22 protein-coding genes are annotated in these 24,042 nt (G+C 64.4%); 14 read left to right on the top strand and 8 right to left on the bottom strand.

All coding sequences use genetic code 11. The annotated features are described in order from the left end of the window. Positions 1-150 precede the first annotated feature (150 nt). From AC0L3S_RS17830 to cysD, 3 genes are all read right to left on the bottom strand, one after another. A complete protein-coding gene (locus AC0L3S_RS17830; RefSeq protein ID WP_473280150.1) occupies positions 151-2,316 on the bottom strand; it encodes a malate synthase G in 2,166 nt (721 codons plus the stop codon). A gap of 293 nt (positions 2,317-2,609) precedes the next feature. Next, a complete protein-coding gene (gene cysC, locus AC0L3S_RS17825; RefSeq protein WP_473280147.1) occupies positions 2,610-4,526 on the bottom strand; it encodes an adenylyl-sulfate kinase in 1,917 nt (638 codons plus the stop codon). Between the two features lie 19 nt (positions 4,527-4,545). Continuing rightward, positions 4,546-5,340, bottom strand: a complete 795-nt coding sequence (gene cysD / locus AC0L3S_RS17820) for a sulfate adenylyltransferase subunit CysD (protein WP_026232781.1) — start codon at positions 5,338-5,340, stop codon at positions 4,546-4,548. Positions 5,341-5,585: 245 nt separating this feature from the next. On the opposite strand from cysD, the gene cysG reads away from it, so the two are divergent. The 12 genes from cysG (at position 5,586) to AC0L3S_RS17760 (ending at position 16,806) form a co-directional block, all read left to right on the top strand. Then, positions 5,586-7,010, top strand: a complete 1,425-nt coding sequence (gene cysG, locus AC0L3S_RS17815) for a siroheme synthase CysG (protein WP_473280145.1) — start codon at positions 5,586-5,588, stop codon at positions 7,008-7,010. Continuing rightward, entirely contained in the window at positions 7,007-7,324 is a 318-nt protein-coding gene (locus tag AC0L3S_RS17810) for a DUF2849 domain-containing protein (RefSeq protein WP_007599842.1), read from the top strand. Before cysG ends, AC0L3S_RS17810 begins: the two co-directional genes overlap by 4 nt. An 11-nt stretch (positions 7,325-7,335) precedes the next feature. Continuing rightward, entirely contained in the window at positions 7,336-8,991 is a 1,656-nt protein-coding gene (locus AC0L3S_RS17805; RefSeq protein ID WP_473280143.1) for a nitrite/sulfite reductase, read from the top strand. Continuing rightward, entirely contained in the window at positions 8,978-9,493 is a 516-nt protein-coding gene (locus AC0L3S_RS17800; RefSeq protein WP_473280141.1) for a DUF934 domain-containing protein, read from the top strand. Before AC0L3S_RS17805 ends, AC0L3S_RS17800 begins: the two co-directional genes overlap by 14 nt. Continuing rightward, complete coding sequence (locus tag AC0L3S_RS17795; RefSeq protein ID WP_473280139.1) at positions 9,490-10,221, top strand: phosphoadenylyl-sulfate reductase; 732 nt, start codon at positions 9,490-9,492, stop codon at positions 10,219-10,221. The genes AC0L3S_RS17800 and AC0L3S_RS17795 overlap by 4 nt, the downstream gene beginning before the upstream one ends. Before the next feature lie 120 nt (positions 10,222-10,341). Next, positions 10,342-11,343 (top strand): sulfate ABC transporter substrate-binding protein, encoded by a 1,002-nt coding sequence (locus AC0L3S_RS17790; protein ID WP_473264598.1) that lies wholly within the window; start codon positions 10,342-10,344, stop codon positions 11,341-11,343. 87 nt (positions 11,344-11,430) lie between these two features. Beyond that, positions 11,431-12,216, top strand: a complete 786-nt coding sequence (gene cysT, locus AC0L3S_RS17785; protein ID WP_473264615.1) for a sulfate ABC transporter permease subunit CysT — start codon at positions 11,431-11,433, stop codon at positions 12,214-12,216. A 10-nt stretch (positions 12,217-12,226) separates the two neighbouring features. Beyond that, a complete protein-coding gene (gene cysW, locus AC0L3S_RS17780) occupies positions 12,227-13,138 on the top strand; it encodes a sulfate ABC transporter permease subunit CysW (protein WP_473264599.1) in 912 nt (303 codons plus the stop codon). Further along, a complete protein-coding gene (locus AC0L3S_RS17775; RefSeq protein ID WP_473264600.1) occupies positions 13,128-14,165 on the top strand; it encodes a sulfate/molybdate ABC transporter ATP-binding protein in 1,038 nt (345 codons plus the stop codon). The genes cysW and AC0L3S_RS17775 overlap by 11 nt, the downstream gene beginning before the upstream one ends. Positions 14,166-14,255: 90 nt before the next feature. After that, entirely contained in the window at positions 14,256-14,759 is a 504-nt protein-coding gene (locus AC0L3S_RS17770) for a CAP domain-containing protein (RefSeq protein WP_473264601.1), read from the top strand. A 78-nt stretch (positions 14,760-14,837) separates the two neighbouring features. After that, positions 14,838-16,016 (top strand): DUF3734 domain-containing protein, encoded by a 1,179-nt coding sequence (locus AC0L3S_RS17765; RefSeq protein ID WP_473280137.1) that lies wholly within the window; start codon positions 14,838-14,840, stop codon positions 16,014-16,016. 1 nt (position 16,017) lies between these two features. Beyond that, positions 16,018-16,806 (top strand): 3-hydroxybutyrate dehydrogenase, encoded by a 789-nt coding sequence (locus AC0L3S_RS17760; protein WP_106941870.1) that lies wholly within the window; start codon positions 16,018-16,020, stop codon positions 16,804-16,806. A 141-nt stretch (positions 16,807-16,947) separates the two neighbouring features. Here AC0L3S_RS17760 and AC0L3S_RS17755 read toward each other — a convergent pair whose 3' ends face one another. The 3 genes from AC0L3S_RS17755 to AC0L3S_RS17745 form a co-directional block, all read right to left on the bottom strand. After that, positions 16,948-17,772 carry a sulfite exporter TauE/SafE family protein gene (locus AC0L3S_RS17755; protein ID WP_007599859.1) on the bottom strand — a complete coding sequence of 275 codons (825 nt, stop codon included), beginning with the start codon at positions 17,770-17,772 and terminating at the stop codon, positions 16,948-16,950. A gap of 195 nt (positions 17,773-17,967) precedes the next feature. Then, positions 17,968-19,335 (bottom strand): flippase, encoded by a 1,368-nt coding sequence (locus tag AC0L3S_RS17750; protein ID WP_473280155.1) that lies wholly within the window; start codon positions 19,333-19,335, stop codon positions 17,968-17,970. Between the two features lie 245 nt (positions 19,336-19,580). Next, positions 19,581-20,420 carry a protein-disulfide reductase DsbD domain-containing protein gene (locus tag AC0L3S_RS17745; protein ID WP_473264605.1) on the bottom strand — a complete coding sequence of 280 codons (840 nt, stop codon included), beginning with the start codon at positions 20,418-20,420 and terminating at the stop codon, positions 19,581-19,583. Positions 20,421-20,562: 142 nt separating this feature from the next. On the opposite strand from AC0L3S_RS17745, the gene AC0L3S_RS17740 reads away from it, so the two are divergent. Then, on the top strand, positions 20,563-21,207 hold the full coding sequence (locus AC0L3S_RS17740) for a YqgE/AlgH family protein (protein WP_473264606.1): 645 nt from the start codon (positions 20,563-20,565) through the stop codon (positions 21,205-21,207). Positions 21,208-21,316: 109 nt separating this feature from the next. Here AC0L3S_RS17740 and AC0L3S_RS17735 read toward each other — a convergent pair whose 3' ends face one another. Beyond that, complete coding sequence (locus tag AC0L3S_RS17735; RefSeq protein WP_473280135.1) at positions 21,317-22,204, bottom strand: TauD/TfdA dioxygenase family protein; 888 nt, start codon at positions 22,202-22,204, stop codon at positions 21,317-21,319. A 201-nt stretch (positions 22,205-22,405) separates the two neighbouring features. Further along, positions 22,406-23,185 (bottom strand): SDR family NAD(P)-dependent oxidoreductase, encoded by a 780-nt coding sequence (locus AC0L3S_RS17730; protein ID WP_473280133.1) that lies wholly within the window; start codon positions 23,183-23,185, stop codon positions 22,406-22,408. Between the two features lie 99 nt (positions 23,186-23,284). On the opposite strand from AC0L3S_RS17730, the gene AC0L3S_RS17725 reads away from it, so the two are divergent. Next, positions 23,285-24,022 (top strand): SDR family NAD(P)-dependent oxidoreductase, encoded by a 738-nt coding sequence (locus tag AC0L3S_RS17725; protein ID WP_473280131.1) that lies wholly within the window; start codon positions 23,285-23,287, stop codon positions 24,020-24,022. Positions 24,023-24,042 lie beyond the last annotated feature (20 nt).

Raw genomic sequence — 24,042 nt, 5'->3', positions numbered from 1 at the left:
GCCGCGCGACGCGCGCATCACATAGCGCCGTAGCTAGCGCGGCTTGGCCGCGGAGGCCGACCCGTTACCCCATCTACTGCGCGAACAAAAAAGCCCCGGCGCGAGCCGGGGCTTTCGGTGTTGACTGGCTGGGCTCAGCCGGTCGCCTTTTCAGCCAGCCGCTTTGGCCTCGCGGCGGCGGGCGGTGAGGATGTATTCGGTGTAGCCGTTGGGCTGCTCGCGCCCCTTGAAGATGAGGTCGCTCGCCGCCCTGAAGGCCGTGCCGTCGAAGGCGGGCGCCATCGGCTTGTAGACGGGATCGCCGGCGTTCTGCTTGTCGACCACGACCGCCATGCGCTTGAGCGATTCCATCACCTGCGCCTCGGTGATGACGCCCTGGTGCAGCCAGTTGGCCAAGTGCTGGCTGGAAATGCGCAGGGTGGCACGGTCTTCCATCAGGCCGACGTCGTGGATGTCAGGCACCTTGGAGCAGCCGACGCCCTGGTCGATCCAGCGCACGACATAGCCCAGGATGCCCTGGCAGTTGTTGTCGATCTCCTGCTTGACGTCGTCGGGCGCCCAGTTCGACTTCGACACCGGGATGGTGAGGATGTCCTCGAGCTTTGCGCGCGGGCCGGCCTTGGCGAGCTCTTGCTGGCGCGCGGCGACGTGGACCTGGTGGTAGTGCAGCGCGTGCAGCGTCGCGGCGGTCGGCGAGGGCACCCAGGCGGTGGTGGCACCGGCCTGCGGATGGGCGAGCTTCTGCGCCAGCATGTCCGCCATCTTGTCCGGCGCGGCCCACATGCCCTTGCCGATCTGGGCATGGCCGGGCAGGCCACAGATCAGGCCCATGTCGACATTCCAGTCCTCATAGGCCTTGATCCAGGCCTGCGCCTTCATCTCGTTCTTGCGGATCATCGGACCCGCCTCCATCGAGGTGTGGATCTCGTCGCCGGTGCGGTCGAGGAAGCCGGTGTTGATGAACATGATGCGCTTGGAGGCGCGCTGGATGCAGGCCTTGAGGTTGACGGTGGTGCGCCGCTCCTCGTCCATGATGCCGACCTTGAGCGTGTTCTCGGGCAGCGACAGCATCTTTTCGACGCGATCGAAGATCTCGCAGGTCAGCGACACCTCGTCGGGGCCGTGCATCTTCGGCTTGACGATATAGGCAGATCCGGTGCGGCTGTTCTTGACGTTGGAGTTGCCTTTCAAGTCATGCACGGCAAGAAGTCCGGAGACGGCGGCGTCGAGCAGGCCTTCCGGAATCTCCTCGCCCTTGTCGTCCAGCACCGCGTCGGTGAACATGTGGTGACCGCAATTGCGCATCAGCAGCAGGCTGCGGCCGTGCAATTTCACTTCGCCCTTGCCGTCAGGCGTCTTGTAGCTGCGGTCGGCATTGAGCGAGCGCGTCAGCGTCTTGCCGCCCTTCTCGAAATCGGCCGACAGCGTGCCGTTCATCAGGCCGAGCGTGTTGCGATAGACCAGCACCTTGTCCTCGGCATCGACGGCCGCGACCGAGTCTTCCATGTCGAGAATCGTGGAGACCGCGGACTCCATGACCATGTCCGCGACGCCGGCCGGATCGTCCTTGCCAATCGCGCTGCTGCGGTCGATCTTCACCTCGACATGCAGGCCGTTGTTGGCGAGCAGCACCGCGCTCGGTGCGGCCGCATGGCCCTGGAAGCCTGCGAATTGCGCGGCGTTCTTCAGCGCGGTGGCATTGCCGCTCTTCAGCTTCACCGCGAGCTGGCCCGCGACCACGCTATAGGCGGTGACGTCGGTGTGACTGCCGGTCGCCAGCGGCACCGCGGCATCGAGGAACGCTTTCGCTTTTGCGATGACCTTGTCGCCGCGTGCCTTGTTGTAGCCCTTGCCGCTCTCGGACGGATCGTGCGGGATCGCGTCGGTGCCGTAGAAGGCGTCATAGAGCGAGCCCCAGCGCGCATTCGCCGCATTCAGCGCGTAGCGTGCGTTGGTCAGGGGCACGACGAGCTGAGGGCCGCAGATCGTGCCGATCTCCTCGTCCACATTGGCGGTCTCGACCGTCTGCGTCGCCGGCTCCGGGACCAGATAGCCGATCTCCTTCAGGAAGGCGGTATAGGCGTTGAGGTCGAACGCCTTGCCCTTGTTGGCGCGGTGCCAGTCGTCGATCTTGGCCTGCAGCGTGTCGCGCTCCGCCAGCAGCGCGCGGTTCTTCGGGCCCAGCTCCTTGATGATGGCGGCGAGCCCGGCCCAGAACGCATCCGGCGCGATTCCCGTCTTCGGGGCCGCTTCCTTGGCGATGAAATCGAACAGGACGGGAGCGATCTTCAATCCGTGGGCGTCGACGCGTTTCATGATGGGCTTTCTCGTTGGAAATGGCTGTTTTTGGCTGCTTTTGATCCGACAGCAGCAAAATGCGCTCCAAGGAGCGGCTTTCAGGGCCCTATTAGCCCCAAAATCGGGGCCGTGAGAAGGCCCCCAAAAGTTGTCAAAATGTCAAGGCGGGGTGGGCGGCCGACGCACGGTGTCATTCCCCGCGAAGGCGGGGAATCCAGTACGCCGCGGCCTCTCGGCTGAATCACTGCTCTCGGTGGAATACTGGGTCGCCCGGTCAAGCCGGGCGACGACAGCGGGGCAGCAGCCCGGCTTCAAATATTCGCGGCGAGGTCCACGAGTTCGTCGAACAGCACGCCGGTCGTCTTGAGCATCTGTTCGATCTCGTCCGCCGCCTCGGCGACCGTCCGCGTCGAGGTATCGATCACGAGCTCAGCGGCTTGCGGCGTCTCGTAGTCGTTGAGAATGCCGGTGAACGACGCGAGCGTGCCGGCGCGGGCCTTCTTGTAGTGGCCCTTGGGGTCGCGCTCCTCGCAGATTCCCGCCGGCGTCGCGACGTGGATCTCGCGGAACGAAGTGTCGGCGATGCGGCGCGCGGTGGCGCGGTCCTCGCGGGCGGGCGAGACGGCGGCGACAATCGCGATGTGGCCGTTGCGGGCGAGATGCGTCGCGACTTCGGCGAGACGCCGGATGTTCTCGCTGCGATCAGCGGCCGAGAAGCCGAGATCGCTGTTGAGCCCGGCACGCAGCGTGTCGCCGTCGAGCAGGATCGGCGAGCCGCCATTGCTGAACAGCCGCCGCTCCAACGCTTTTGCGAGCGTCGACTTGCCGGAGGCGGGGAGGCCGGTGAGCCAGATCACGGCGCCGTTGTGACGATAGCGCGCGGAGCGTTCGTCGGGCCGCAGCGCCGATTCCACCGGCACGATGTCGACGGGCAGGGCGCGCTGGCCGGCATCGACCGACAGCACGAGACCGCCGCCGGCGATGCGCCCGGACACTTCGATCACGAGACGGCCGGTGCGCGGATTTTCCGTGTAGGGGTCGGTGGCAATCGGATTCGAAAGGGAGATGTCGATCTCGCCGACATGGTTGCGGCCGATCGCCTTGTTCTCGACGCTCGACAGTTCGCCCGGATCGACCGCCTTCTCGATCGCGACGACGGTGGCGCGGCTTTCCTTCGGTCCGCAGCGAACCAGGAGCTGGTCGCCCTTGGCCAGCGGCTTGTCGTGCAGCCAGAAGATCCGCGCGCGCAGCCGCCGCGTCTCGCGCGGCGCGCTATTGGTATGCGCGATGATGTCGCCGCGCTCGAGGAACAGCTCGCGGTCGAGCGTGATGCCGACCGAGCGGCCCGCACCCTGTCGGCCCGCGACCGGCGTCACCGGCCAGCTCTCGACCGTCTTGATCCTGGCGATCTTGCCGGCGGGCATGATCACGATTTCGTCGCCGGCAACCAGGCTGCCGGATTCGATCCGGCCCGCGACGATGCGGCGGTCGTCGAACTTGTAGATCGCCTGCACCGGCAGGCGCAGCGCCAAGGCTTCCAGCGGCCGCGCCGGCTCGAGCCTGTCGAGCGCTTCGACCACGGTGGGACCCTTGTACCAGCCAATGCGGTCGGTGCGCTCGGCGACGCCGTCACCGTCGCGGGCGGAAATCGGGATCACGGCCGTGGGCTTCACGCCAAGGCTCTGCAGATGCGCCGAGATCTCGTCGCTGATCGCCTTGAAGCGCTCGGCGGCGAAGTCGACGCGGTCCATCTTGTTGACGACGATCGCGACCTGCTTCACGCCGAGCAGATGCAGGAGATAGCCGTGCCGCCTCGTCTGGTCGCGCACGCCTTCAAGCGCGTCGATGATCAGCACCGCGCCGTCGGCCTGCGAGGCGCCGGTGATCATGTTGCGCAGGAATTCCGCGTGGCCGGGTGCGTCGATCAGCACGATGTCGCGCGAATTGGTGCGGAAGCGGATCTGCGTGGTGTCGATGGTGATGCCCTGGTCGCGCTCGGTCTGGAGTGCGTCGAGCAGGAACGACCATTCGAACGGCATACCGCGCCGCGCGCTGACGGCCTTGAGCATGTCGAGCTTGCCGTCGGGCAGGCTGCCGGTCTCGTGCAGCAGGCGGCCGACCAGCGTCGACTTGCCATGGTCGACATGGCCGACGATGACGATGCGGACCTGCGGACGCGTGGTGCCGTTCGGTGTGGCGGGCGATGCGGGGGTGACGATCATGTTCATACGACGCTCGCGTCCTTGATCAGAGATAGCCGGCGACGCGCAGGCGCTCGAAAGCGTCCTCGGTCTCGTGGTCGAGCGCGCGGCCGGAACGTTCCGGCACCTTGGTCTGCTCGAGCTCGATCAGGATCTCGTCGATAGTCGACGCGTTTGAGGCGACCGGGTTGGTGATGTCCTGATCACCCAGCGAGCGATAGCGCTTGCCGTTTTGCGACAGATACAGCGGGATGATCGGGATGTTCTCGCGCTTGGTGTAGGCCCAGATATCTGACTCGGTCCAATGCAGGATCGGATGAATGCGCAAATGCGCGCCTTGCGGCGGCGAGGCGTTGAAGTGATCCCAGAATTCCGGCGGCTGGTCACGCACGTCCCAATTGCCTTCGAGCCCACGCGGCGAGAACACGCGCTCCTTGGCGCGCGTCGCCTCCTCGTCGCGGCGAATGCCGGCGATCAGACCGTCGAAACCGTATTTGGCGAGTGCCATCTTGAGGCCCTCGGTCTTGCGCGCGGCGGAACGGGCGGCGGGCGGCAGCGTTGGGTCGACGGCATCAATCGGCGGGCAGGGCTCGACGCGCAGATCGAGATCCCATTCCTTGCCGTAGTGATCGCGGAAGCGATACATCTCCGGAAATTTCTTGCCGGTGTCGACATGGAGGGCCGGGAACGGCAGGCGGCCGAAGAACGCCTTGCGCGCCAGCCAGATCATGACGTTGGAGTCCTTGCCGAGCGACCACAGCAGGGCGATCTTCTTGAGGCGGCCGAAGGCTTCGCGGAAGATGTAGATGCTCTGGGCCTCGAGCTGGTCGAGATGGTCCATGCTCGGGGCAAGGTCAGCAGAAAATTCTTGCGTGTGCGCGCGCTCGGCCGCGGCCGGGCTGCTCAGCCCGCCAGCAGGGGAATTGTCCTTGAGAAGATGCATCTCTGCCACTTTGCGTTTGGAGGCGAAAATTCTATAGTTGCGGTGCAAGATAGAAGAAAAAATTTTCTCTTTGCGCGCTCGAAACGACACATATATAGAAAATAATTCCAGTCAACCCCGGATGTGGGGGAAGCGAGTATCGTATGCGGTTCTTGCCCGTGTTCCTCGATCTCAAGGCCGGTCCGGTGGTCCTCATCGGTGCGGGTGAGCTTTTGCGCGCCAAGCTGCGCGTGCTCACTGCGGCCGGTGCGCGCATTCGCGTGCATGCGATCGACGGCAATCACGACCTGGGTCTGAGCTCCGAGGACGCCGCGCGTATCGACATTGCGGCGGCCGATCCGCTGACCGCCGATCTCTCGGGAATCATCGCGGTCGTTTGCGCCGGCGCAGGCGATGTCGGCGTGGCGATGTCGGTTCGCGCCAAGGCGCTCGGCCTGCCCGTCAATGTCATGGACGATCTCGAGCATTCCAGCTTCATCTTCCCGGCGATCGTCGATCGCGGCGATGTCGTGGTCGCTATCGGCACTGGCGGCACGTCGCCGGTGGTGGCGCGGCGCGTGCGCGAGAAGATCGAGGCGCTGCTGCCGGCGCGGATCGGCGAATTGGCCGAGTTCATCGGCGGCTTCCGCAAATCCATCAACGAACGTATTGCCGAGTTTCCGCTGCGCCGCCGCTTCTGGGAGCGCGTCATCGACGGCCCGATCGGCGCCGCCGTTCTGGCCGGCCGCAAAGGCGAGGCGGACGCGGCGCTCAAGGCGATTTCCGATCCATCCGCGTTCGCACGGGCCGACAAGCCGGAAGGCTCGGTCGCGCTGGTCGGCGCCGGTCCGGGTGATCCGGATTTGCTCACCATCAAGGCGCTGCGCGCGCTCCAGGATGCCGACATCGTCTTCCATGACGAGCTGGTCTCGCCTGAAATTCTCGACCGCATCCGCCGTGACACCACGCGCGTGCCGGTCGGCCGCCGCGTCGGCAAGCCCGGCATCGGCCAGGACGCCATCAACAAGCGCATGATCGAGGCCGCCCAATCCGGCCAGCGTGTGGTGCGGCTGAAGGGCGGCGATCCCTTCGTGTTCGGCCGCGGCGGCGAAGAAGTCGAAGCGTTGCGTGCCGCCGGCGTTGCCTATTCGATCATTCCCGGCATTACCGCAGGCCTCGGCGGTGCCGCCGATTTCGAGGTGCCGCTCACCTATCGGAACGAAGCGACCCGCATCACCTTCCTCACCGCGCACAAGGCGCGCGACGCGGAAGTCGTGGACTGGTCGACACTGACCGACGCCAGGATGACCGTCGTGGTCTACATGGGCATGACGGCTGCGCCGGCGATACGGGCCGGCCTCTTGGCCGCCGGTCGTTCGCCGGAGACGCCGGTCGGCGTGTTCGCCCGCGTCACGCGGCCCGATGCGCAAGGCGCGATCGGCACGCTGCGCGACCTGCCTGAGCTGGTCCGCCGGACCAACGGCGGTCCCGCCATTCTCATCATCGGCGATGTGGTCCGGCATGCCGGTTCGCTTCGTCGCCAAACCCCAAAACAAATCATCTCTGACCTATTGGATGCAGCCGAATGACCTCCCCGCTTGAACAGAAGAAGATCAAGATCGCCGGCCCCTCGGTCGTGACCGCCAACCGCACCTGGGACGGCATCGTGGTTTACCGCACCGCCGCCAAGAGCTGGTCCGCGGACTTGTCGGAAGCCGCGATCGTGCGCAACTCCGACGAGGCGAAAGCGTTGCTTGCCGAGTCCGTCGCCGATGACGTCGGCGCAATCGGTCCCTATATCGCCCCTGTACAGGTCGGTGCCGACGGCAAGGTCGAACCCGGCAATCTGCGCGAACAGATCCGCCGCACCGGCGTGACCATCGGACAGCCGGTCCAGGTTTAAGGCATTCTCTCATGTACGCTTACGACGAAATCGACCGTACGCTCGTCAACGAGCGCGTCTCGGAATTCCGCGACCAAGTGAAGCGCCGCCTGTCCGGCGAGCTCACCGAGGACGAGTTCAAGATTTTGCGGCTGCAGAACGGCGTCTATCTGCAACTGCACGCCTATATGTTCCGCGTCGCTATCCCCTACGGGACACTGGCGTCGAACCAGCTGCGGGCGCTCGCCCACGTCGCGCGCAAATACGACCGCGGCTACGGCCATTTCACGACGCGGCAGAACATCCAGTTCAACTGGATCAAGCTCGCCGAATTGCCGGATGCGCTGGCCGATCTCGCCGAGGTCGGCATCCATGCGATGCAGACCTCCGGCAACAACATGCGCAACGTCACATCGGACCAGTGGGCAGGCGTCGCGCCCGGCGAGATCGAGGATCCCCGCATCTGGTCGGAGCTGATCCGCCAGCACACCACGCTGCACCCGGAATTCTCGTTCCTGCCGCGCAAGTTCAAGATCGCGATCACCGCGTCGGACCATGATCGCGCCGCGATCAAGATCCACGATATCGGCCTGCGCCTGATCAAGAACGAGAATGGAGAGACGGGCTTCGAGGTGCTGGTCGGCGGCGGACTCGGCCGCACGCCCTTCATCGGCAAGACCATCAAGCATTTCGTGCACGGCCGCGACATCCTCAGCTATATCGAGGCAATTCTGCGGGTGTACAATCAGTACGGCCGCCGCGACAACATCTACAAGGCGCGCATCAAGATCCTCGTGCACGAGCTCGGCATCGAGAAGTTCTCGCGCGAGGTCGAGGAGGAGTGGCAGCACATCCGCAACTCCTCGCTCCAGATCGACGACGAAGTGGTCGAGGACATCCGCTCGCGCTTCACTTATCCCGCCTACGAGAAGCTGCCGCACATGCCGGACGAGCTGCGCCAGGCCGCGGCCGATCCGGATTTCGAGGCATGGCGCAAGAACTCGGTCGCTCCGCACAAGGTCCAGGGCTATTCCATCGTCACGATCTCGCTGAAGCCGATCGGCGCGCCTCCGGGCGATGCCACCGCCGAGCAGATGGATGCGCTCGCCGATCTCGCCGACAGATATTCGTTCGGTGAGATCCGTGTCGGCCACGAGCAGAACCTCGCTTTGCCGCATGTCGCCAAGCGCGACCTGCCGGCGCTGTGGAAGGCGCTCGACAAGCTCGGGCTGGCGACGCCGAACGTCAATCTGATCACCGACATCATCGCCTGCCCGGGTCTCGACTATTGCTCGCTGGCCAATGCGCGCTCGATCCCGATCGCGCAGGAATTGACGCGGCGCTTCGCCAATCACGAACTGGCCAATCTGATCGGCCGTCTCCACATCAACATCTCCGGCTGCATCAACGCCTGCGGCCATCACCATGTCGGCCATATCGGCATTCTCGGCGTTGAGAAGAACGGCGAGGAAGTCTACCAGATCACCATCGGCGGACGCGCCGACGAGAGTGCCGCGCTCGGCAATCTGATCGGCCCCGGCGTCAAGTTCGACGAGGTCGCCGATGTCGTAGAGGATATCGTGGAAGCTTATCTGGCGCTGCGCGAGCGGCCCGAAGAGCTGTTCATGGACACCGTGAAGCGCCTCGGCGTCGAACCCTTCAAGGAGCGCGTTTATGCCACTCGTTAACGGCGGAAAGATCGCCGACGACAGCTTCGTCAAGCTCGCCGTCGACACGCCGCTGCCCGAGGGCGGCGACATCCTGGTGCCGGCGGAGCGCTTCGTCGGCGACGCGGATGCGTTGCTCAAGAGGACCGGCAAAATCGGTGTGATCTGGCCGAACAATCGCGACATCGCCGAGCTGGTGCCCTATCTCGGCAAGCTCGCCGTCGTCGCGCTGGTGTTCCCGACCTTCCGCGACGGACGCGCCTACAGCCAGGCGCGGCTGCTGCGCGAGCGTTACAATTATCGCGGCGAATTGCGTGCGACGGGCCAGATCCTGCGGGACCAGTTCGTGTTCATGCTGCGTGCGGGCTTCGATTCTTTCGACGTCAGGAAGCAGGCCGACGCGGAAGCCTTCATGCAGACCGCGAAGCGCTACTCGGTCTTTTACCAGCCCACCGGTGACGGCCGCATCACGGCGCTGCACCGGCGCATGCAACTGCGTCATTCCGAGGGGGTCGGCACGTGAACGCAGTCGCGTCTCCAGTTTCGTCAATCTCCGCCTCTGCGCTGCCTTCGGCGGAGGAGCTCGATCGCGCCTTGCGCGATGCCTCGCCCGCCGAAATCATCGCCGCTGCGCTGAAGACGGTCGGGCGCGACAAGCTTGCGCTGGTGTCGTCCTTCGGAACGGAATCGGCGACGCTGCTGAAGGTCATGGCCGACGTCGATCCGGCGATCCCCGTGATCTTCCTCGACACCGGCTGGCTGTTCGAGGAGACGCTGGCCTATCGCGACACGCTGATCGCGACGCTGGGCCTGAAGGACGTCCGCTCGGTCAAACCTGCCGAGGAGACGCTGTCGCGCGAAGATCCCGATCGCGACCTCTGGTTCTCCGATCCCGACGCCTGCTGCCGTATTCGCAAGGTCGAGCCGCTGGCGCGGGCGCTGACATCGTTCGATGCATGGCTCAACGGTCGCAAGCGCTTCCAGGGCAACTCGCGCGCCGACATCCCGGTGGTCGAGGACGATGGTGCGCGGTTGAAGTTCAATCCCTTTGCCAATGTTTCGCGCGAGGAACTCGAAGCGATTTTCATCCGCGCCAAATTGCCGCGTCATCCGCTGGTTGCGTCCGGTTTCCTGTCGGTTGGGTGTATGCCTTGCACGAGCAGAACGACTGAGGGCGAGGATGAGCGTGCCGGTCGCTGGCGCGGTCGGGCCAAAACGGAATGCGGCATCCACACGATGAAGACTTCGTAGCAAAGTTACGCTGCCCGGCTACGAACAAGAAAATCCGGTTCCGTTGACTTAAGCGCGTTTCGCCCCGAGTTATGCCTGCCATCGATGACGCCGACGTCATTGATGTGAATGGAGATGGACATGATGCGCCGTATCGTTCCGCTCGCGGCAGGACTGCTCGTGACAGGCTTGTTGGCAAGCTCGGCTCTCGCCGCTGACATCAATCTGCTGAACGTATCGTACGATCCGACGCGTGAGCTCTATGTCGAGTTCAACAAGGCGTTCGCGAGTGCCTATCAGAAGGAAACCGGCAAGAGCGTCGAGATCAAGCAGTCGCATGGCGGCAGCGGTTCGCAGGCGCGCGCCGTGATCGACGGATTGCAGGCCGACGTGGTGACGCTTGCGCTCGCCTACGACATCGACGCCATCGCAGGCAAAGGCCTCACGACGGCTGACTGGCAGAAGCGGTTGCCGCAAAATTCCTCGCCCTATACCTCGACCATCGTGTTCCTGGTCCGCAAGGGCAATCCCAAGGGCATCAAGGACTGGGACGATCTGCTCAAGCCGGGCGTCGCCGTGATCACGCCGAACCCGAAGACATCAGGCGGCGCGCGCTGGAATTATCTGGCGGCCTGGGGCTTTGCGCAGAAGAAATACGGCTCGGCGGACAAAGCCAAGGATTTCATCGGAAAGCTCTATCAGCAGGTGCCGGTGCTCGACACCGGGGCGCGCGGCGCGACCGTGACCTTCGTCGAGCGCGGCGTTGGCGACGTGTTGCTCGCCTGGGAGAACGAGGCGTACCTCGCGCTGAAGGAATTCGGTCCGGAGAAATTCGAGATCGTGGCGCCGCCGCTCTCGATCCTGGCGGAACCGCCGGTCACGATCGTCGACAAGGTTGCCGATAAAAAAGGCACCCGTAGCGTCGCCGACGCCTACCTGCAATATTGGTATACCAAGGAAGGTCAGGAAATCGCGGCGCGTAATTTCTATCGTCCGCGCGATCCCGAGATCGCCAAAAAACACGAAAACTCCTTCGCAAAGGTCGAGCTGTTCACGATCGACGAACTTTTCGGCGGCTGGACCAAGGCGCAGAGGGAACATTTTGCCGACGGCGGCGTCTTCGATCAGATCTACAAGAACTGATCGGGCGCTGTCGGCGGGGCTTAAACAGGGGGCCTGGTGAGCGCAATCGCAGCACGACGCCGGACATTGCCGGGCTTCGGTCTCACGATGGGGCTGACGCTGTCATGGCTGTCGATCATCATCCTGCTTCCGCTCGCCGGCCTGTTCGTGAAATCGCTCGAGCTGAGCCCGGAGCAGTTCTGGAACATCCTCTCCAGCCGCCGCACCCTGAATGCCTTGCGCGTGTCCTTTGGACTCGCCTTCGCGGCCGCCTGCGTCAATCTTGTGATGGGCAGCATCATCGTCTGGGCGCTGGTGCGCTACCGCTTCCCGGGAAGGCGGCTGTTCGATGCCATCGTCGACGTGCCCTTTGCGCTGCCGACCGCGGTCGCCGGCGTCGCGCTGACTGCGTTGTTCGCCGAAAAGGGCTGGCTCGGCGCGCCACTTGCGGCGGCCGGCATCAAGGTGGCGTTCACGCCCGTCGGCATCTTCGTCGCCATGATCTTCATCGGCATCCCCTTCGTGGTGCGCACCGTGCAGCCGGTGCTCCAGGATCTCGATCCCGAGATCGAGGAGGCCGCGGGCAGCCTCGGCGCGAGCCGCTGGCAGACCATCATTCGCGTGATCCTGCCCTCGCTCGGGCCGGCGCTGCTCACGGGGCTGGCGCTCGCTTTCGCGCGCGCGGTCGGCGAATACGGTTCGGTGATCTTCATCGCCGGCAATCTGCCGAACGTCTCCGAGATCGCGCCGCTGCTGATCGTGATCCGGTTGTCCGAATTCCGCTATGCCGATGCGACCGCCATCGCGGTGGTCATGCTGGTCGTGTCCTTCGTCATTATCTTCGCCGTCAATCGGCTCCAGCGCTGGGCGCAGAGCCGGATTCCGGTGCGGTGAGGACGGGACCATGACGATGCAGATCGCAGATTCCGTCCCACTCTCGGCCCCCGACGCCAAGGCACGCGCGCATGCGGCGGCCGCGCGGAACAACCTGCGCACCGAACCGCGCGCGGTCCGCATCGTCATCATCGCGCTGGCGATGACCTTTCTCTCAGTCTTCGTCGTGCTGCCACTGGTCGTGGTGTTCGCGCAGGCGTTCTCGAAGGGAATATTCGCTTATTTCGCCGCGCTGGCCGATCCGGAGGCGCTGTCCGCGATCAAGTTGACGCTGTTGGTGGCGGCAATTTCCGTCGGCCTCAATCTCGTCTTCGGCCTGGTCGCGGCCTGGGCGATTGCAAAGTTCGAATTCTCGGGCAAGACCTTCCTGATCACGCTGATCGATTTGCCGTTCTCGGTCAGCCCCGTCATCTCGGGCCTCGTCTTCGTGCTGCTGTTCGGCGCACAGGGCTATTTCGGCGGCTGGCTGCGCGATCATGACATCCAGATCCTGTTCGCGGTGCCCGGCATCGCGCTTGCGACCACCTTCGTGACCTTCCCCTTCGTGGCGCGTGCGTTGATCCCGCTGATGCAGGAGCAGGGCACGCAGGAGGAGGAGGCCGCAATCTCGCTCGGCGCCTCGGGCCTGCAGACCTTCTTCCGCGTCACGCTGCCCAACATCAAATGGGGCGTGCTCTACGGCGTCCTGCTCTGCAACGCGCGGGCGATGGGCGAGTTCGGCGCGGTCTCCGTCGTCTCCGGCCATATTCGCGGCGAGACCAACACGATGCCGCTGCTGGTCGAGATTCTCTACAACGAATACCAGTTCGTCGCGGCGTTCGCGATCGCCTCGCTGCTGGCGATGCTGGCGCTGATCACGCTGATCGCCAAGACCGTTCTGGAAAATCATCTCGACGAAGGACACGACGCAAGTGAGCATTGAAGTCAGGAATCTCGTCAAGAAGTTCGGCAGCTTCGCAGCCCTCGACGGCGTCGACCTCAAGGTCAATGACGGCGAGCTGCTGGCGCTGCTCGGTCCATCTGGCTCGGGTAAAACAACGCTGCTGCGGATCATCGCCGGTCTCGACTGGCCGGATTCCGGTGAGGTGTCTTTCAACGGCGAGGACGCGCTGGCGCAGGGCGCGCGCGAGCGGCACGTCGGATTCGTATTCCAGCACTACGCGCTGTTCCGCCACATGACGGTGTTCGAGAACGTCGCCTTCGGGCTGCGCGTGCAGCCGCGCGCGATCCGCAAGGACGAAGCGACCATCCGTGCGCGGGTCAAGGAGCTGCTCGATCTCGTGCAGCTCGACTGGCTCGCCGACCGTTATCCGAGCCAGCTGTCCGGCGGTCAGCGCCAGCGTATCGCGCTGGCGCGCGCGCTCGCGATCGAGCCGCGCATCCTGCTGCTCGACGAGCCCTTCGGCGCGCTCGATGCCAAGGTGCGCAAGGAGCTGCGCAAATGGCTGCGCTCGCTGCACCACGAGATCAACGTCACCTCGATCTTCGTCACCCATGACCAGGAGGAGGCGCTCGAAGTCGCCAACCGCGTGGTGGTGATGGACAAGGGCAGGATCGAGCAGATCGGCTCGCCCGACGACGTCTATGAGAGCCCGGCGACCGCCTTCGTGCACAGCTTCATTGGCGAATCCATCGAGCTTCCGGTCCTGATCGCGGACGGTCTCATCACGCTCGGCGACCGGCCGCTGCGGCTCGCGGCAGATGGCCTTGCGCCTGGCGCGTCAAGACTGTTCGTGCGGCGACACGACATGCTGGTTGGCCCATCCGGCAGCGGTGCCTTCGAGGGCGCCGTGCAGCATGTCCGGAATTTCGGCCCCGTGCAGCGGGCCGAGGTGGCCCTATCAGGCGGAAGGACCATCGAGATCGACGCTCCCCGCGACAGGGAACTGCGCGCCGGCGATGCGATCGGCCTGGAGCCCCGCCGCTACCGGATCTTTGCGGGCACCTGAGCTGGCTAAACGGGTCAATTTTTCCTCAATATTCACCTTTCAGCCACGGTTGGTATGCAACAACGGCGCCTGATTTGGGGGCTCCTGTTCATGCGCGCCGCGGCCGCGATATCAATCCTTTTGCTGCTCGCCGGCTGCGCCGGCAACGAGGCACCGGTCCAGCAGCCTTCGATGTATGCCGATATGTCCGTTCCGGGCTCCAAACTCGATGCGCAGGCGGCAGCGATCATGATCTCGCAATACCGCCAGAACAACGGGCTCGGCACCGTGGTGATCGATCCTGCCCTGATGAGTCTCGCCGAATCCCAGTCCCAGGCCATGGCTGCGGCCAACAAGATGGATCATGACGTCCGCGCGCCGCTGGCCAAGCGCCTCAGCGCCGGCGGCTATCCGGCGACCGTTGCGGTCGAGAACGTCTCGGCCGGCTATCATACGCTGGCGGAAGCGTTTTCCGGCTGGCGCGACTCGCCCCCACACCGCGCCAACATGCTCAAGAGCGGTGTCACAAAATTGGGCATCGCGGCGGGCTATGCTCCCGGCACCAAATACAAGGTGTTCTGGACCATGATCCTGGCCTCGACGGACGCCCGATAAGCCAGACTTGATCCCGGGATGCATTGACGCCGCGGCAGACTGTCGCCACGGTCGCTCGCCATCTGCTATTGTTCCCGCATGTCCGATCATCATAGCCCAGAAGTCGCAACTATCCCGGCAAACGCGCAACGTGTCCTGGTCCTCCAGGGCGGCGGCGCGCTCGGCTCCTATCAGGCCGGCGCCTATCAGTCGCTCTGCCACGCCGGCTTCGAGCCGGACTGGGTCGCCGGCATCTCGATCGGCGCGGTCAACGCCGCGATTGTCGCCGGCAACGAAGGGCAGACGCGCGTCAAGCGGCTCAAGGAATTCTGGGAAATGGTCTCCGCGCCGGTGCCGTGGAAGCCGATCGGCAAGAGCGATCACAGCCGAGAGCTGTTCAACTCGACCAGCGCCGCATTGATCGCGACCTTCGGCGTGCCCGGCTTCTTCGTCCCGCGCATGCCGCCCGCGCCGATGTGGCCGCCGGGCCATCCCGAGGCGGAAAGCTATTACGACACGGCACCGCTGAAGAAGACGCTGGAGCGTCTGGTGGATTTCGACCGCATCAACGATCTGAAGACGCGGCTCTCGGTCGGTGCGGTCGGCGTCACCTCCGGCAATTTCAAATATTTCGACAATTTCGAGTTCAGGAAGCTCGGCAAGAAAATCGGCCCCGAGCACATCATGGCCTCCGGCGCGCTGCCGCCCGGCTTTCCGTCCGTCGTGATCGACGGCGAGCATTATTGGGACGGCGGTATCGCCTCCAACACGCCGCTCGACTACGTGCTCGATGCCGAGGTCGATCGCGATCTCCTGATCTTCCAGGTCGACCTGTTCAGCGCCCGCGGCGACCTGCCGACCTCGCTGCTCGAAGCCAGCGAGCGCGAGAAGGATATCCGCTTCTCCAGCCGCACGCGGATGAACACGGACAAGAACAAGCAGGTGCACAACGCCCGCAGGGCCGTGCGCGACCTGATTTCCAAATTGCCCGATTATCTCAAGAATGACCCTTCCGTGGAATTCCTTGCCAAGGTATCGCGCGAAAGCACCGTTACTGTCGTGCACCTGATCTATCGCAGCAAGAATTACGAATCCTCGTCCAAGGACTACGATTTTTCGCATGTCGCCATGGTCGAGCATTGGGAAGCCGGCGTGCGTGACGTGCATCTGTCGATGCGCCACAAGGATTGGCTCGAGCGGCCGCAATCGGGCGAGACCATGGTGACCTACGATCTCACGGGGGACGTCACTGCGCCCCCGCCAAAAAGGAGCGAGTAATATGGGTAGTCTGTCAGGCAAGAACGCCGTCGTGACGGGGTCGACCAGCGGCATCGGGCTTGCCTATGCGCGCGCCTTCGCCGCCGCCGGCGCCAATGTCGTCATCAACGGGTTCGGCTCGCCGGAGGACATCGAGAAGGAGCGCGCCAAGATCGAGTCTGATTTCGGCGTGAAGGCGGTCTATTCGCCCGCCGACATGACCAAGCCGGCCGAGATCGCCGGGATGATCGCGCTCGGCGAGAAGAGCTTTGGTTCGGTCGACATCCTCGTCAACAACGCCGGCATCCAGTTCGTCTCGCCGATCGAGGAATTCCCGCCGGAGAAGTGGGACCAGATCATCGCGATCAACCTGTCCTCGGCCTTCCATGCCATTCGCGCCGCCGTCCCCGGCATGAAGAAGAAGGGCTGGGGCCGCATCATCAATACTGCTTCCGCGCACTCGCTGGTCGCCTCGCCCTTCAAGTCGGCCTATGTGTCGGCCAAGCACGGCATCGCCGGTCTCACCAAGACCGTGGCGCTGGAGGTTGCGACCAGCAAGATCACCTGCAACTGCATCAGCCCGGGCTACGTCTGGACGCCGCTGGTGGAGAAGCAGATCCCCGACACCATGAAGGCCCGCAACCTCACGCGCGAGCAGGTCATCAACGACGTGCTGCTCGACGCGCAGCCGACCAAGGAGTTCGTCACCTCCGAGCAGGTCGCAGCCCTTGCGCTGTTCCTGTGCGGCGACGATGCCGCGCAGATCACCGGCACCAACCTGTCGATCGACGGCGGCTGGACCGCGGAGTAGACAGCGCTCTTCGTCATGCCCCGGCTTGACCGGGGCATCCAGTACGCCGCGGCGTCTCGGTACAACCACAGCCGTCTCGGCGTGCTGGATCGCCCGGTCAAGCCGGGCGATGACAGCGAGAGTGGTGCGGCCGTTCTCCGTTCAGTGCGTCCAGGCCAGCGCCGTCTCGAACGCCGAGGACAGGTGCAACTCCGCGAACATGATCTTGCCGGCGACCACGAACAGCACGCAGGCAAGTGTCAGGCGCAGCACCGTCTCGGGCACGCGCGTCGCGCTGAAGCTGCCGACGACGATGCCGGGCAGCGAGCCCAACAGCAGCACGCCCATCAGCGCCCAATCCACGTCGCCAAGCGCCCAGTGCCCCATGCCGGCGATCAGCGTCAGCGGCACCGCATGGGCGATGTCGGAGCCGACGATGGTCGCCACCGGCAGGCGCGGATAGAGCAGCAGCAGAACGGTGACGCCGACCGCGCCCGCGCCGACCGATGAAATCGAGACCAGCACGCCGAGCACGATTCCGGTGACGACCGTCGCAATCGCGGTGGTGCGGTCATCGACCTGCTCCAGACGCCGGCGATAGCGCTCCATGATCGATCTGCGGAAAATCAGCGAGGTCGCAGTCAGCAGCAGTGCGAAGCAGAGCACGAGGTTGACGAGATTGCGCTCGGAATCGCTCTTGAGGTCGAGCTTCCACAGCACCAGCAGCGTCAGCGCGCTCGCCGGAAGGCTGCCGCAGGCGAGCCGCAGCACCGCTGGCCAGTGCACGCTGCGCGACCAGCCATGCACCACGCTGCCGCCGGTCTTGGTGGCGGCGGCATAGAGCAGGTCGGTGCCGACCGCGGTTGATGGATGAATCCCGAACAGCAGGATCAGCAGCGGCGTCATCAACGAACCGCCGCCGACGCCGGTCATCCCGACCAGCAGGCCGACGCCGAAACCGGAGGCGACGTAGAGTGGATCGATCATGTCCAGGGAATCTTAGGTTTATCTCGTCAGTTGGGCAATATGACGTAGAATAAACTTTCCCTGCGGTGCAACTACTTGGGGCAATAAGAAAAATCGTGCTGTCACTCTTAAACAGGCAGGAGTTTAGCCGCGTCTATCAGCGTGCCGCGAAACGGTTGTTCCCCAGCGGAAGCGCGAAGGAGCGGGACGCTGATCCTATTTCCCGAACGCCAGCACGTGCAGGCCGAGCCGCTGTCGCACGATCCAGAACAGCAGCACCGTCTCGAAACTGAGCGAGATGGAGGTCGCGGCCGCCGCGCCATGGCCGCCGAAGCGCGGCACCAGCGCGATGCAGAGCACCAGGTTCATCGCAAAGGCCAGCGCATAGGCCAGCGCGCAGATCTTCTGCTGGCCGAGCATGTTGAGCAGCCGTTCGACCGGACCGATCGCGGATCGGACCACGAGGCCGATCGCGGCGACGAACATGATGTCATAGCCGACCACGAATTGCGGCCCGAACAGCCAGAGCAGCGGCTTGCCGAGCGCGAGCAGCACGATGGTCGCCGCCAGCGACGGCCAGAACGTCCAGTTGATGGCATGCGCCACGTAAGCCGACAACCGCGCCTTGTCGCCGCTTGCGTTGTACTCGGCAAAACGATGCGCTGTTGTCGCCGACATCGCGTAGTGGATGAAGGAGACCAGCGCCAGCGTCTTCACCACGGCGAAATAGACGCCGACCTCGTCGGAGGGACGGAACTGCTGCAGCACCAGCACGTCGGTATAGGACAGCAGCAGGTAGAAGCTTTCGACCAGCAGGATCGGCAGCGAGACGGCGAGCCAGCCGCCGACGTCGTAGGCCTTGGAGCCCGGCTCGATGTGACCGGCGAGCTTGCGGTTCAGCACCACCATCTGCCCGGTCATCGCGATCCATACCGCGCCGGCGCTCGCGACCATCGCGGCGACCGCGCCGAGATGATAGCCGAGCAGGAAGGCGCAGGCCGTGATGCCGATGATCAGCGCCTGGCGGATGATGAATTGCGGCATCAGGCCGAGCTGCATCCAGTCATGCGAGCGCGCGATGCCGTCCTGGGTGTTGGCCACGACGAAAGCGGGCAGCGTCATGCAGCCGATATAGAGCGGCAGCTCTTCGGCCGGATCGCTCCAGGGCGACAGCAATTTGACGACACCGGCGAGGCCGAGCGACACCAGTGCGGAAACGGCGAAGGTCAGCCAGCGACTGCCCGAGAGAAAGCCGCGCAGCAGCGCATGCTCGCCACGGGCGCGGTATTCCGGAATGATCTTTTGGGCGGAGGCCGAGATGCCGAAGTCCATCATGCTGCCGAGCAGCAGCACCCAGGTCCAGACATAGACATAGACGCCGTAGTCCGACGTCCCCATCCAGCGCGCGAGCAGGACCTGCGAGAAATAGGCAAGGCCGGCGCTGATCACGCGGATGACGAAGATGGTGCCGGCCAGCCGCCGCGTCAGCGATGCCTCGCTCGACCCGCCCGTCAATTTGTCGCGCAGCCGCGCGATGAGGCCGGCAGGTCCGGTCGTTGCGGGTTCTGCATCCATCACGGCCAATTCGAAGGATCCCCAGGCGCGCACGCGCATGCTGCGGCAGGCCTCTGCGCTAGCCTTGGGGATTAGCAACCATTCGTTAAGATTCGGTTGGGTGGAGTGTGTTGCAACCCCAAACGTCGTCCTGGCGAAAGCCAGGACCCATACCGCGTGATCTATCGGGAGGGATCGGGTAGCCGTTCCATACTAGGAATCTTCGCCAAACTAATCCCTGGGGTAATGGGTCCTGGCGTTCGCCAGGACGACAACTATTCCAAATTGGTATTGAACTCGTACGACTTCTCCGGTCCGACCAGGGTGAACTTCAGCGCTGCGCCGTCGGGCTTGGCGCCCGGCGGCAGGCCATCGAGTTCGAAGGAAAATCGCTTCACGCCCGGTGGGCTGGGCTCGACCGGCGCCGGGATGGGCAACGCCCAATCGGGCGTCGGCCCTTCCACGTACAGATTGACGGTGCGCGCATCCGGCGCGACCACGTCGACCACCACATTCTTGGGCCCGTCACGCTTGACGTCGCGTATGGTGAGCGGGTTGGGATCGCCGATCGTGGCAGGCTTGGGCACGGTGTCGAGCGCTGCACGCAGATTGGCATCCTCGGTCGAGGCGACGCTGTTGAAGCCAAGCTCGGCGCGGGCCTCGACGGGAATGCAAAGCTTTTCGCACACCGCATAATTGATCTCGGCGCGCAACGTCACCGGCTTGTCGGCCGCCTTGGCGATGATCCGCAGGGGCAGCACGATCTGGTCGTGATAGCCGATCGAATGGCCGCCCGCGCCGTCGTCGAATTTCTGCGGGGCCGGCCACATCACCGTCACCGCTTCGACGTTGTCGGATTTCGAGAAATCGAACCGCGGCGGAACGCCGGAATCGCCCGGCATGCGCCAATAGGTTTTCCAGCCGGGCTGGATTTGGAAGGCGATACCGCCGAGCAGGACGGCGCCGCTGCGCGATCCTGCCAGCAACCGCACCGCGGAATGTCCATCCCGCTGCCACGGCGATGCATCGTCGGCATGGGCCGCAAGCGCCAGCGACGACGCGAGCAGGGTTGTTGCGACGCCAATCGCCGCACGCCGGGGAACTCTTGTCAGCATGGTACGTCTTTACAGGGTCGCCCCGCGGCAAACCATTGAATTGCTTGTGATGGATGCACTTGAATCAGGTCCCTGCAAGCCTTGATTTGACAGCGGCCCGGCCCGACATCAGGATAGGAATTGAACCCGGAGTGCTTCACCGATGGCTCCCACAGGCAAAAGGACAGGCGAAGGCACCCGCAAGCCCAGCCCCGCGCTCCCCAGTTCGGCGGGCTACCTCGACGGCCAGCTGTTGATCGCCATGCCGGTCATGGGCGACGAGCGCTTCGAGCGCTCGGTGATCTATCTCTGCGCCCACTCCGCCGAAGGCGCGATGGGCATCATCGTCAACCACCCGGCCGGCAGCATCGACTTCCCCGAGCTGTTGCAGCAGCTCGGCATCATCAACAAGGGCGAGCACATCAAGCTGCCGGAGAATGCCGAAAGCATGAAGGTCCTGCGCGGCGGTCCGGTCGATACCGGCCGCGGCTTCGTGCTGCACTCCAGCGATTTCTACATCGAGAACGCGACGCTTCGGATCGACGACGGCGTCTGCCTCACCGCGACCGTCGATATCCTGCGCGCGATCGCCAACGGCTCCGGCCCCAAGCATGCCATCCTGGCGCTCGGCTATGCCGGCTGGGCGCCGGGCCAGCTCGAGACCGAAATCCAGAGCAATGGCTGGCTGCATTGCGACGCGGATTCGGATTTGATCTTCGGCGACGACGTTGACGAAAAATACGGACGCGCGCTGCGCAAGATCGGCATTGATCCCGGCATGCTCTCGAACGAAGCCGGGCACGCGTAGCGCCTCTTGCTTGTGTATCACCCACCGCTGTCATGCCCCGGCTTGACCGGGCATCCAGGGCGGATTCAACCGGTCAGGCCGGGCGATGACACCGATTGCTGAGTAGCGCCTACTCCGCCGCCTGCTGCTGCACCGTCGGCTCCGTGCCCGCCACCGTCGCACGGCGCATGTCACGGGGCTGCGACTGGTCGTAGCGGCGGACGCGGTGCATGGTCTGGCGGTTGTCCCACATCACGAGATCATGCAGCTTCCATTTGTGGACGTAGACGAACTCGCTTTGCGTCGCGTGCTCGTTGAGGTCGCGCAGCAGCAGCCTTCCTTCGGGGACGCTCATGCCGACGATCTTGCCCGCATGCGATGAGAGATAGAGCGACTTGCGGCGATGGACGGGGTGGGTGCGCACGAGGCGTTGCAGCACCGGCTTGAACATCTCCTTCTCCTCGTCGGTGTATTCGGTGAAGCCGAGCGATCCCCGCGAATACATCAGCGAGTGCTCGGAGACGAGGTCGTCGATCTCCGCCTTGGTCTCGTCGTCGAGCGCGTCATAGGCCGCCCGCATGTCGGCGAATTCGGTGTTGCCGCCCTTCGGGTTGAGCACGCGGGCCGACAGCAGCGAGAATTTTGCCGGGATGGGGCGAAACGAGCTGTCGGAATGCCACAGACAATTGCCGAGGTTGAACAAATGCGCGCGGCTGTCCTTTGCCAGCGGCTTGCCGTCCTTGCCGAGATTTGAGACGTCGTTCAGGCCCGATTGGAGCCGGTAGTCCTTTTCCTTCGTGACGGTGCCGCCGCGCGCGTCCTCGCGTTGGCCGAAATTCAGCGCAAAGGCCATCTGCTGTTCGTCGGTGATGTCCTGGTCGTGGAACACCAGCACCGCATATTTGTCCATGGCGGCTTCAACCTCGCGCGCCTCGGCCTCGGTGAGAGGTTGTCGCAGGTCGAGGCCAGAGACCTCGCCGACAAAATGTTTGTGAAGCTGCCGGATGGCGATCGTCATGACGTTTCTCCCGCGAACCGCGAGCGGTTGGTCCCGCTCTGTCGAGGAAAAAGTTACTCTCGCGTTCCGCGTTGTCAACGCTGGGCGCGCATAGCTGCCCGTAGCCCGGATGGAGTGCAGCGTAGTCCGGGGGAGTCTTCCCGCGAGGTGAGAACCCGGATTGCGCTGCGCTCCATCCAGGCTACGCACCTTTGGTGCCGCTCACGCGTTGCGCGCCATCAGGCCGCCGTCGACCGGAATCACCGCGCCGGTGAGGAAGGACGCTGCCGGCAGGCACAGGCTCAGCGTCATGTGCGCGACTTCCTCGGGATCGCCGTAGCGGCCCAGTGCAGTGCGGCGCTTGGCATAGATGGTCTTGTGCTCTTCCGAGATCCGGTCGGTGATGGCGGTGCGGACCGGCCCCGGGCAGATGCAATTGACGGTGATGCCTTCGCGGCCGAGCTCCACCGCAAGCGAGCGGGTGAGGCTGGCGACGCCGCCCTTCGCCGCCGAATAGGGGCTGTGCAACGCGGTGGCGCCGAGCGCCTCGGTCGAGGCGATGTTGACGATGCGCGGGCTCTTCGACTTGCGCAAGTGAGGCAGCGCGGCGCGGATGATGCGCGGATGCGCCGTCAGCATCACGGCGAGGCCCTTGGCCCAGGCGTCCTCATAGGCTTCGTCGTCGATCGCGACGCGCACGGAGATGCCGGCATTGTTGACGATGATGTCGAGCCCGCCGAAATGGGTCGCGACGTCGCCGACCACGCGCTTGATCTCATCGCCGTCGGCAACGTCGAGCTTCCAGGCTTTCGCGGCTCCGCCGCTTGCCGCGACCTCCTTCGTCACGGCCAGCGCGCCCTGCTCGTCATAGTCGGTGACGGCAACGTTTGCGCCGTCAGCGGCGAACACGCGGGCCGTTGCACGCCCCATGCCGCTGGCCGCGCCGGTGACGAGAACGGTCAGGCCCTTCACGGACCGGCTGAGCTGTTTGAACTCGGACATGGTGTTTCCTCTGAGCCCTGCTTGTTCTTGTTGTGATTGACAAGGCTGTCATCGATCCGCAGACAGGTCAAACAAGCAAGATGATCGGGGAGGCCAGCGATGACGAACGAGCTCGATTTCTCAGGCAAGCAGGTGCTGGTCGTCGGCGGATCCAGCGGCATCGGCAACGGTATCGCGCAAGCCTTTCGTGTCAGGGGCGCGCAAGTTGCGGTCTGCGGCACGCGTGCTCACGCGAAGGAATATTCAGCTGAGGAGGGCTCGGATCTCACCGGTCTCTCCTACGCGCAACTCGACGTCGGCAATGCCGGCGCGGTCGAAGCGTTCAAGCCGCCGTTCGATCGGCTCGATATCCTGGTGCTCGCACAGGGCGCGGTGCTCTATCGCCGCGGCGAGTTCGAGATGGCCGGCTTTCGCAAGGTCGTCGAGGTCAACCTGATGAGCCTGATGGCCTGCGCCACGCGCTTTCATTCCATGTTGCGGGACTCACGGGGATCGCTGATCATGGTGTCCTCGACCGCGGCCTATCATTCCACCATGGGCAATCCTGCTTACAACGCGTCGAAGACCGGCGCGGTCGGATTGACACGGACGCTGGGCGAGGCCTGGGCCGAAGACGGCATCCGCGTCAACGGCATCGCGCCCGGTCTGGTCGACACCAAGATGACGAAGGTGACGACCGACAATCCCAAGCGGCTCGAAGGTGCACTTTCACGCATTCCGCTGCGGCGATTGGGCACGCCGGCTGACATGGCGGGCGCGGCGCTATTCCTGGCATCGCCGCTGTCGTCCTACATCATCGGGCAGACACTGGTCGTCGACGGCGGGCTTATTCTTTGAGTCCAATTTCAAGTCTGATG

This window comes from Bradyrhizobium sp. Ken01, assembly GCF_055807355.1.
This window is presented reverse-complemented; position numbering and strand designations above follow the sequence as displayed.

What these genes read in the sequence shown, in the direction of transcription:
- cysT (WP_473264615.1), top strand. Translation starts at nt 11,431, where the DNA reads ATGGGGCTGACGCTGTCATGGCTGTCGATCATCATCCTGCTTCCGCTC.
- AC0L3S_RS17730 (WP_473280133.1), bottom strand. Translation starts at nt 23,185, where the DNA reads ATGTCCGAGTTCAAACAGCTCAGCCGGTCCGTGAAGGGCCTGACCGTT.
- AC0L3S_RS17760 (WP_106941870.1), top strand. Translation starts at nt 16,018, where the DNA reads ATGGGTAGTCTGTCAGGCAAGAACGCCGTCGTGACGGGGTCGACCAGC.
- AC0L3S_RS17790 (WP_473264598.1), top strand. Translation starts at nt 10,342, where the DNA reads ATGATGCGCCGTATCGTTCCGCTCGCGGCAGGACTGCTCGTGACAGGC.
- cysC (WP_473280147.1), bottom strand. Translation starts at nt 4,526, where the DNA reads ATGAACATGATCGTCACCCCCGCATCGCCCGCCACACCGAACGGCACC.
- AC0L3S_RS17805 (WP_473280143.1), top strand. Translation starts at nt 7,336, where the DNA reads ATGTACGCTTACGACGAAATCGACCGTACGCTCGTCAACGAGCGCGTC.
- AC0L3S_RS17810 (WP_007599842.1), top strand. Translation starts at nt 7,007, where the DNA reads ATGACCTCCCCGCTTGAACAGAAGAAGATCAAGATCGCCGGCCCCTCG.
- AC0L3S_RS17755 (WP_007599859.1), bottom strand. Translation starts at nt 17,772, where the DNA reads ATGATCGATCCACTCTACGTCGCCTCCGGTTTCGGCGTCGGCCTGCTG.
- AC0L3S_RS17740 (WP_473264606.1), top strand. Translation starts at nt 20,563, where the DNA reads ATGGCTCCCACAGGCAAAAGGACAGGCGAAGGCACCCGCAAGCCCAGC.
- AC0L3S_RS17800 (WP_473280141.1), top strand. Translation starts at nt 8,978, where the DNA reads ATGCCACTCGTTAACGGCGGAAAGATCGCCGACGACAGCTTCGTCAAG.
- AC0L3S_RS17745 (WP_473264605.1), bottom strand. Translation starts at nt 20,420, where the DNA reads ATGCTGACAAGAGTTCCCCGGCGTGCGGCGATTGGCGTCGCAACAACC.
- AC0L3S_RS17725 (WP_473280131.1), top strand. Translation starts at nt 23,285, where the DNA reads ATGACGAACGAGCTCGATTTCTCAGGCAAGCAGGTGCTGGTCGTCGGC.
- AC0L3S_RS17765 (WP_473280137.1), top strand. Translation starts at nt 14,838, where the DNA reads ATGTCCGATCATCATAGCCCAGAAGTCGCAACTATCCCGGCAAACGCG.
- cysG (WP_473280145.1), top strand. Translation starts at nt 5,586, where the DNA reads ATGCGGTTCTTGCCCGTGTTCCTCGATCTCAAGGCCGGTCCGGTGGTC.
- AC0L3S_RS17735 (WP_473280135.1), bottom strand. Translation starts at nt 22,204, where the DNA reads ATGACGATCGCCATCCGGCAGCTTCACAAACATTTTGTCGGCGAGGTC.
- AC0L3S_RS17770 (WP_473264601.1), top strand. Translation starts at nt 14,256, where the DNA reads ATGCGCGCCGCGGCCGCGATATCAATCCTTTTGCTGCTCGCCGGCTGC.
- AC0L3S_RS17830 (WP_473280150.1), bottom strand. Translation starts at nt 2,316, where the DNA reads ATGAAACGCGTCGACGCCCACGGATTGAAGATCGCTCCCGTCCTGTTC.
- cysW (WP_473264599.1), top strand. Translation starts at nt 12,227, where the DNA reads ATGACGATGCAGATCGCAGATTCCGTCCCACTCTCGGCCCCCGACGCC.
- cysD (WP_026232781.1), bottom strand. Translation starts at nt 5,340, where the DNA reads ATGGACCATCTCGACCAGCTCGAGGCCCAGAGCATCTACATCTTCCGC.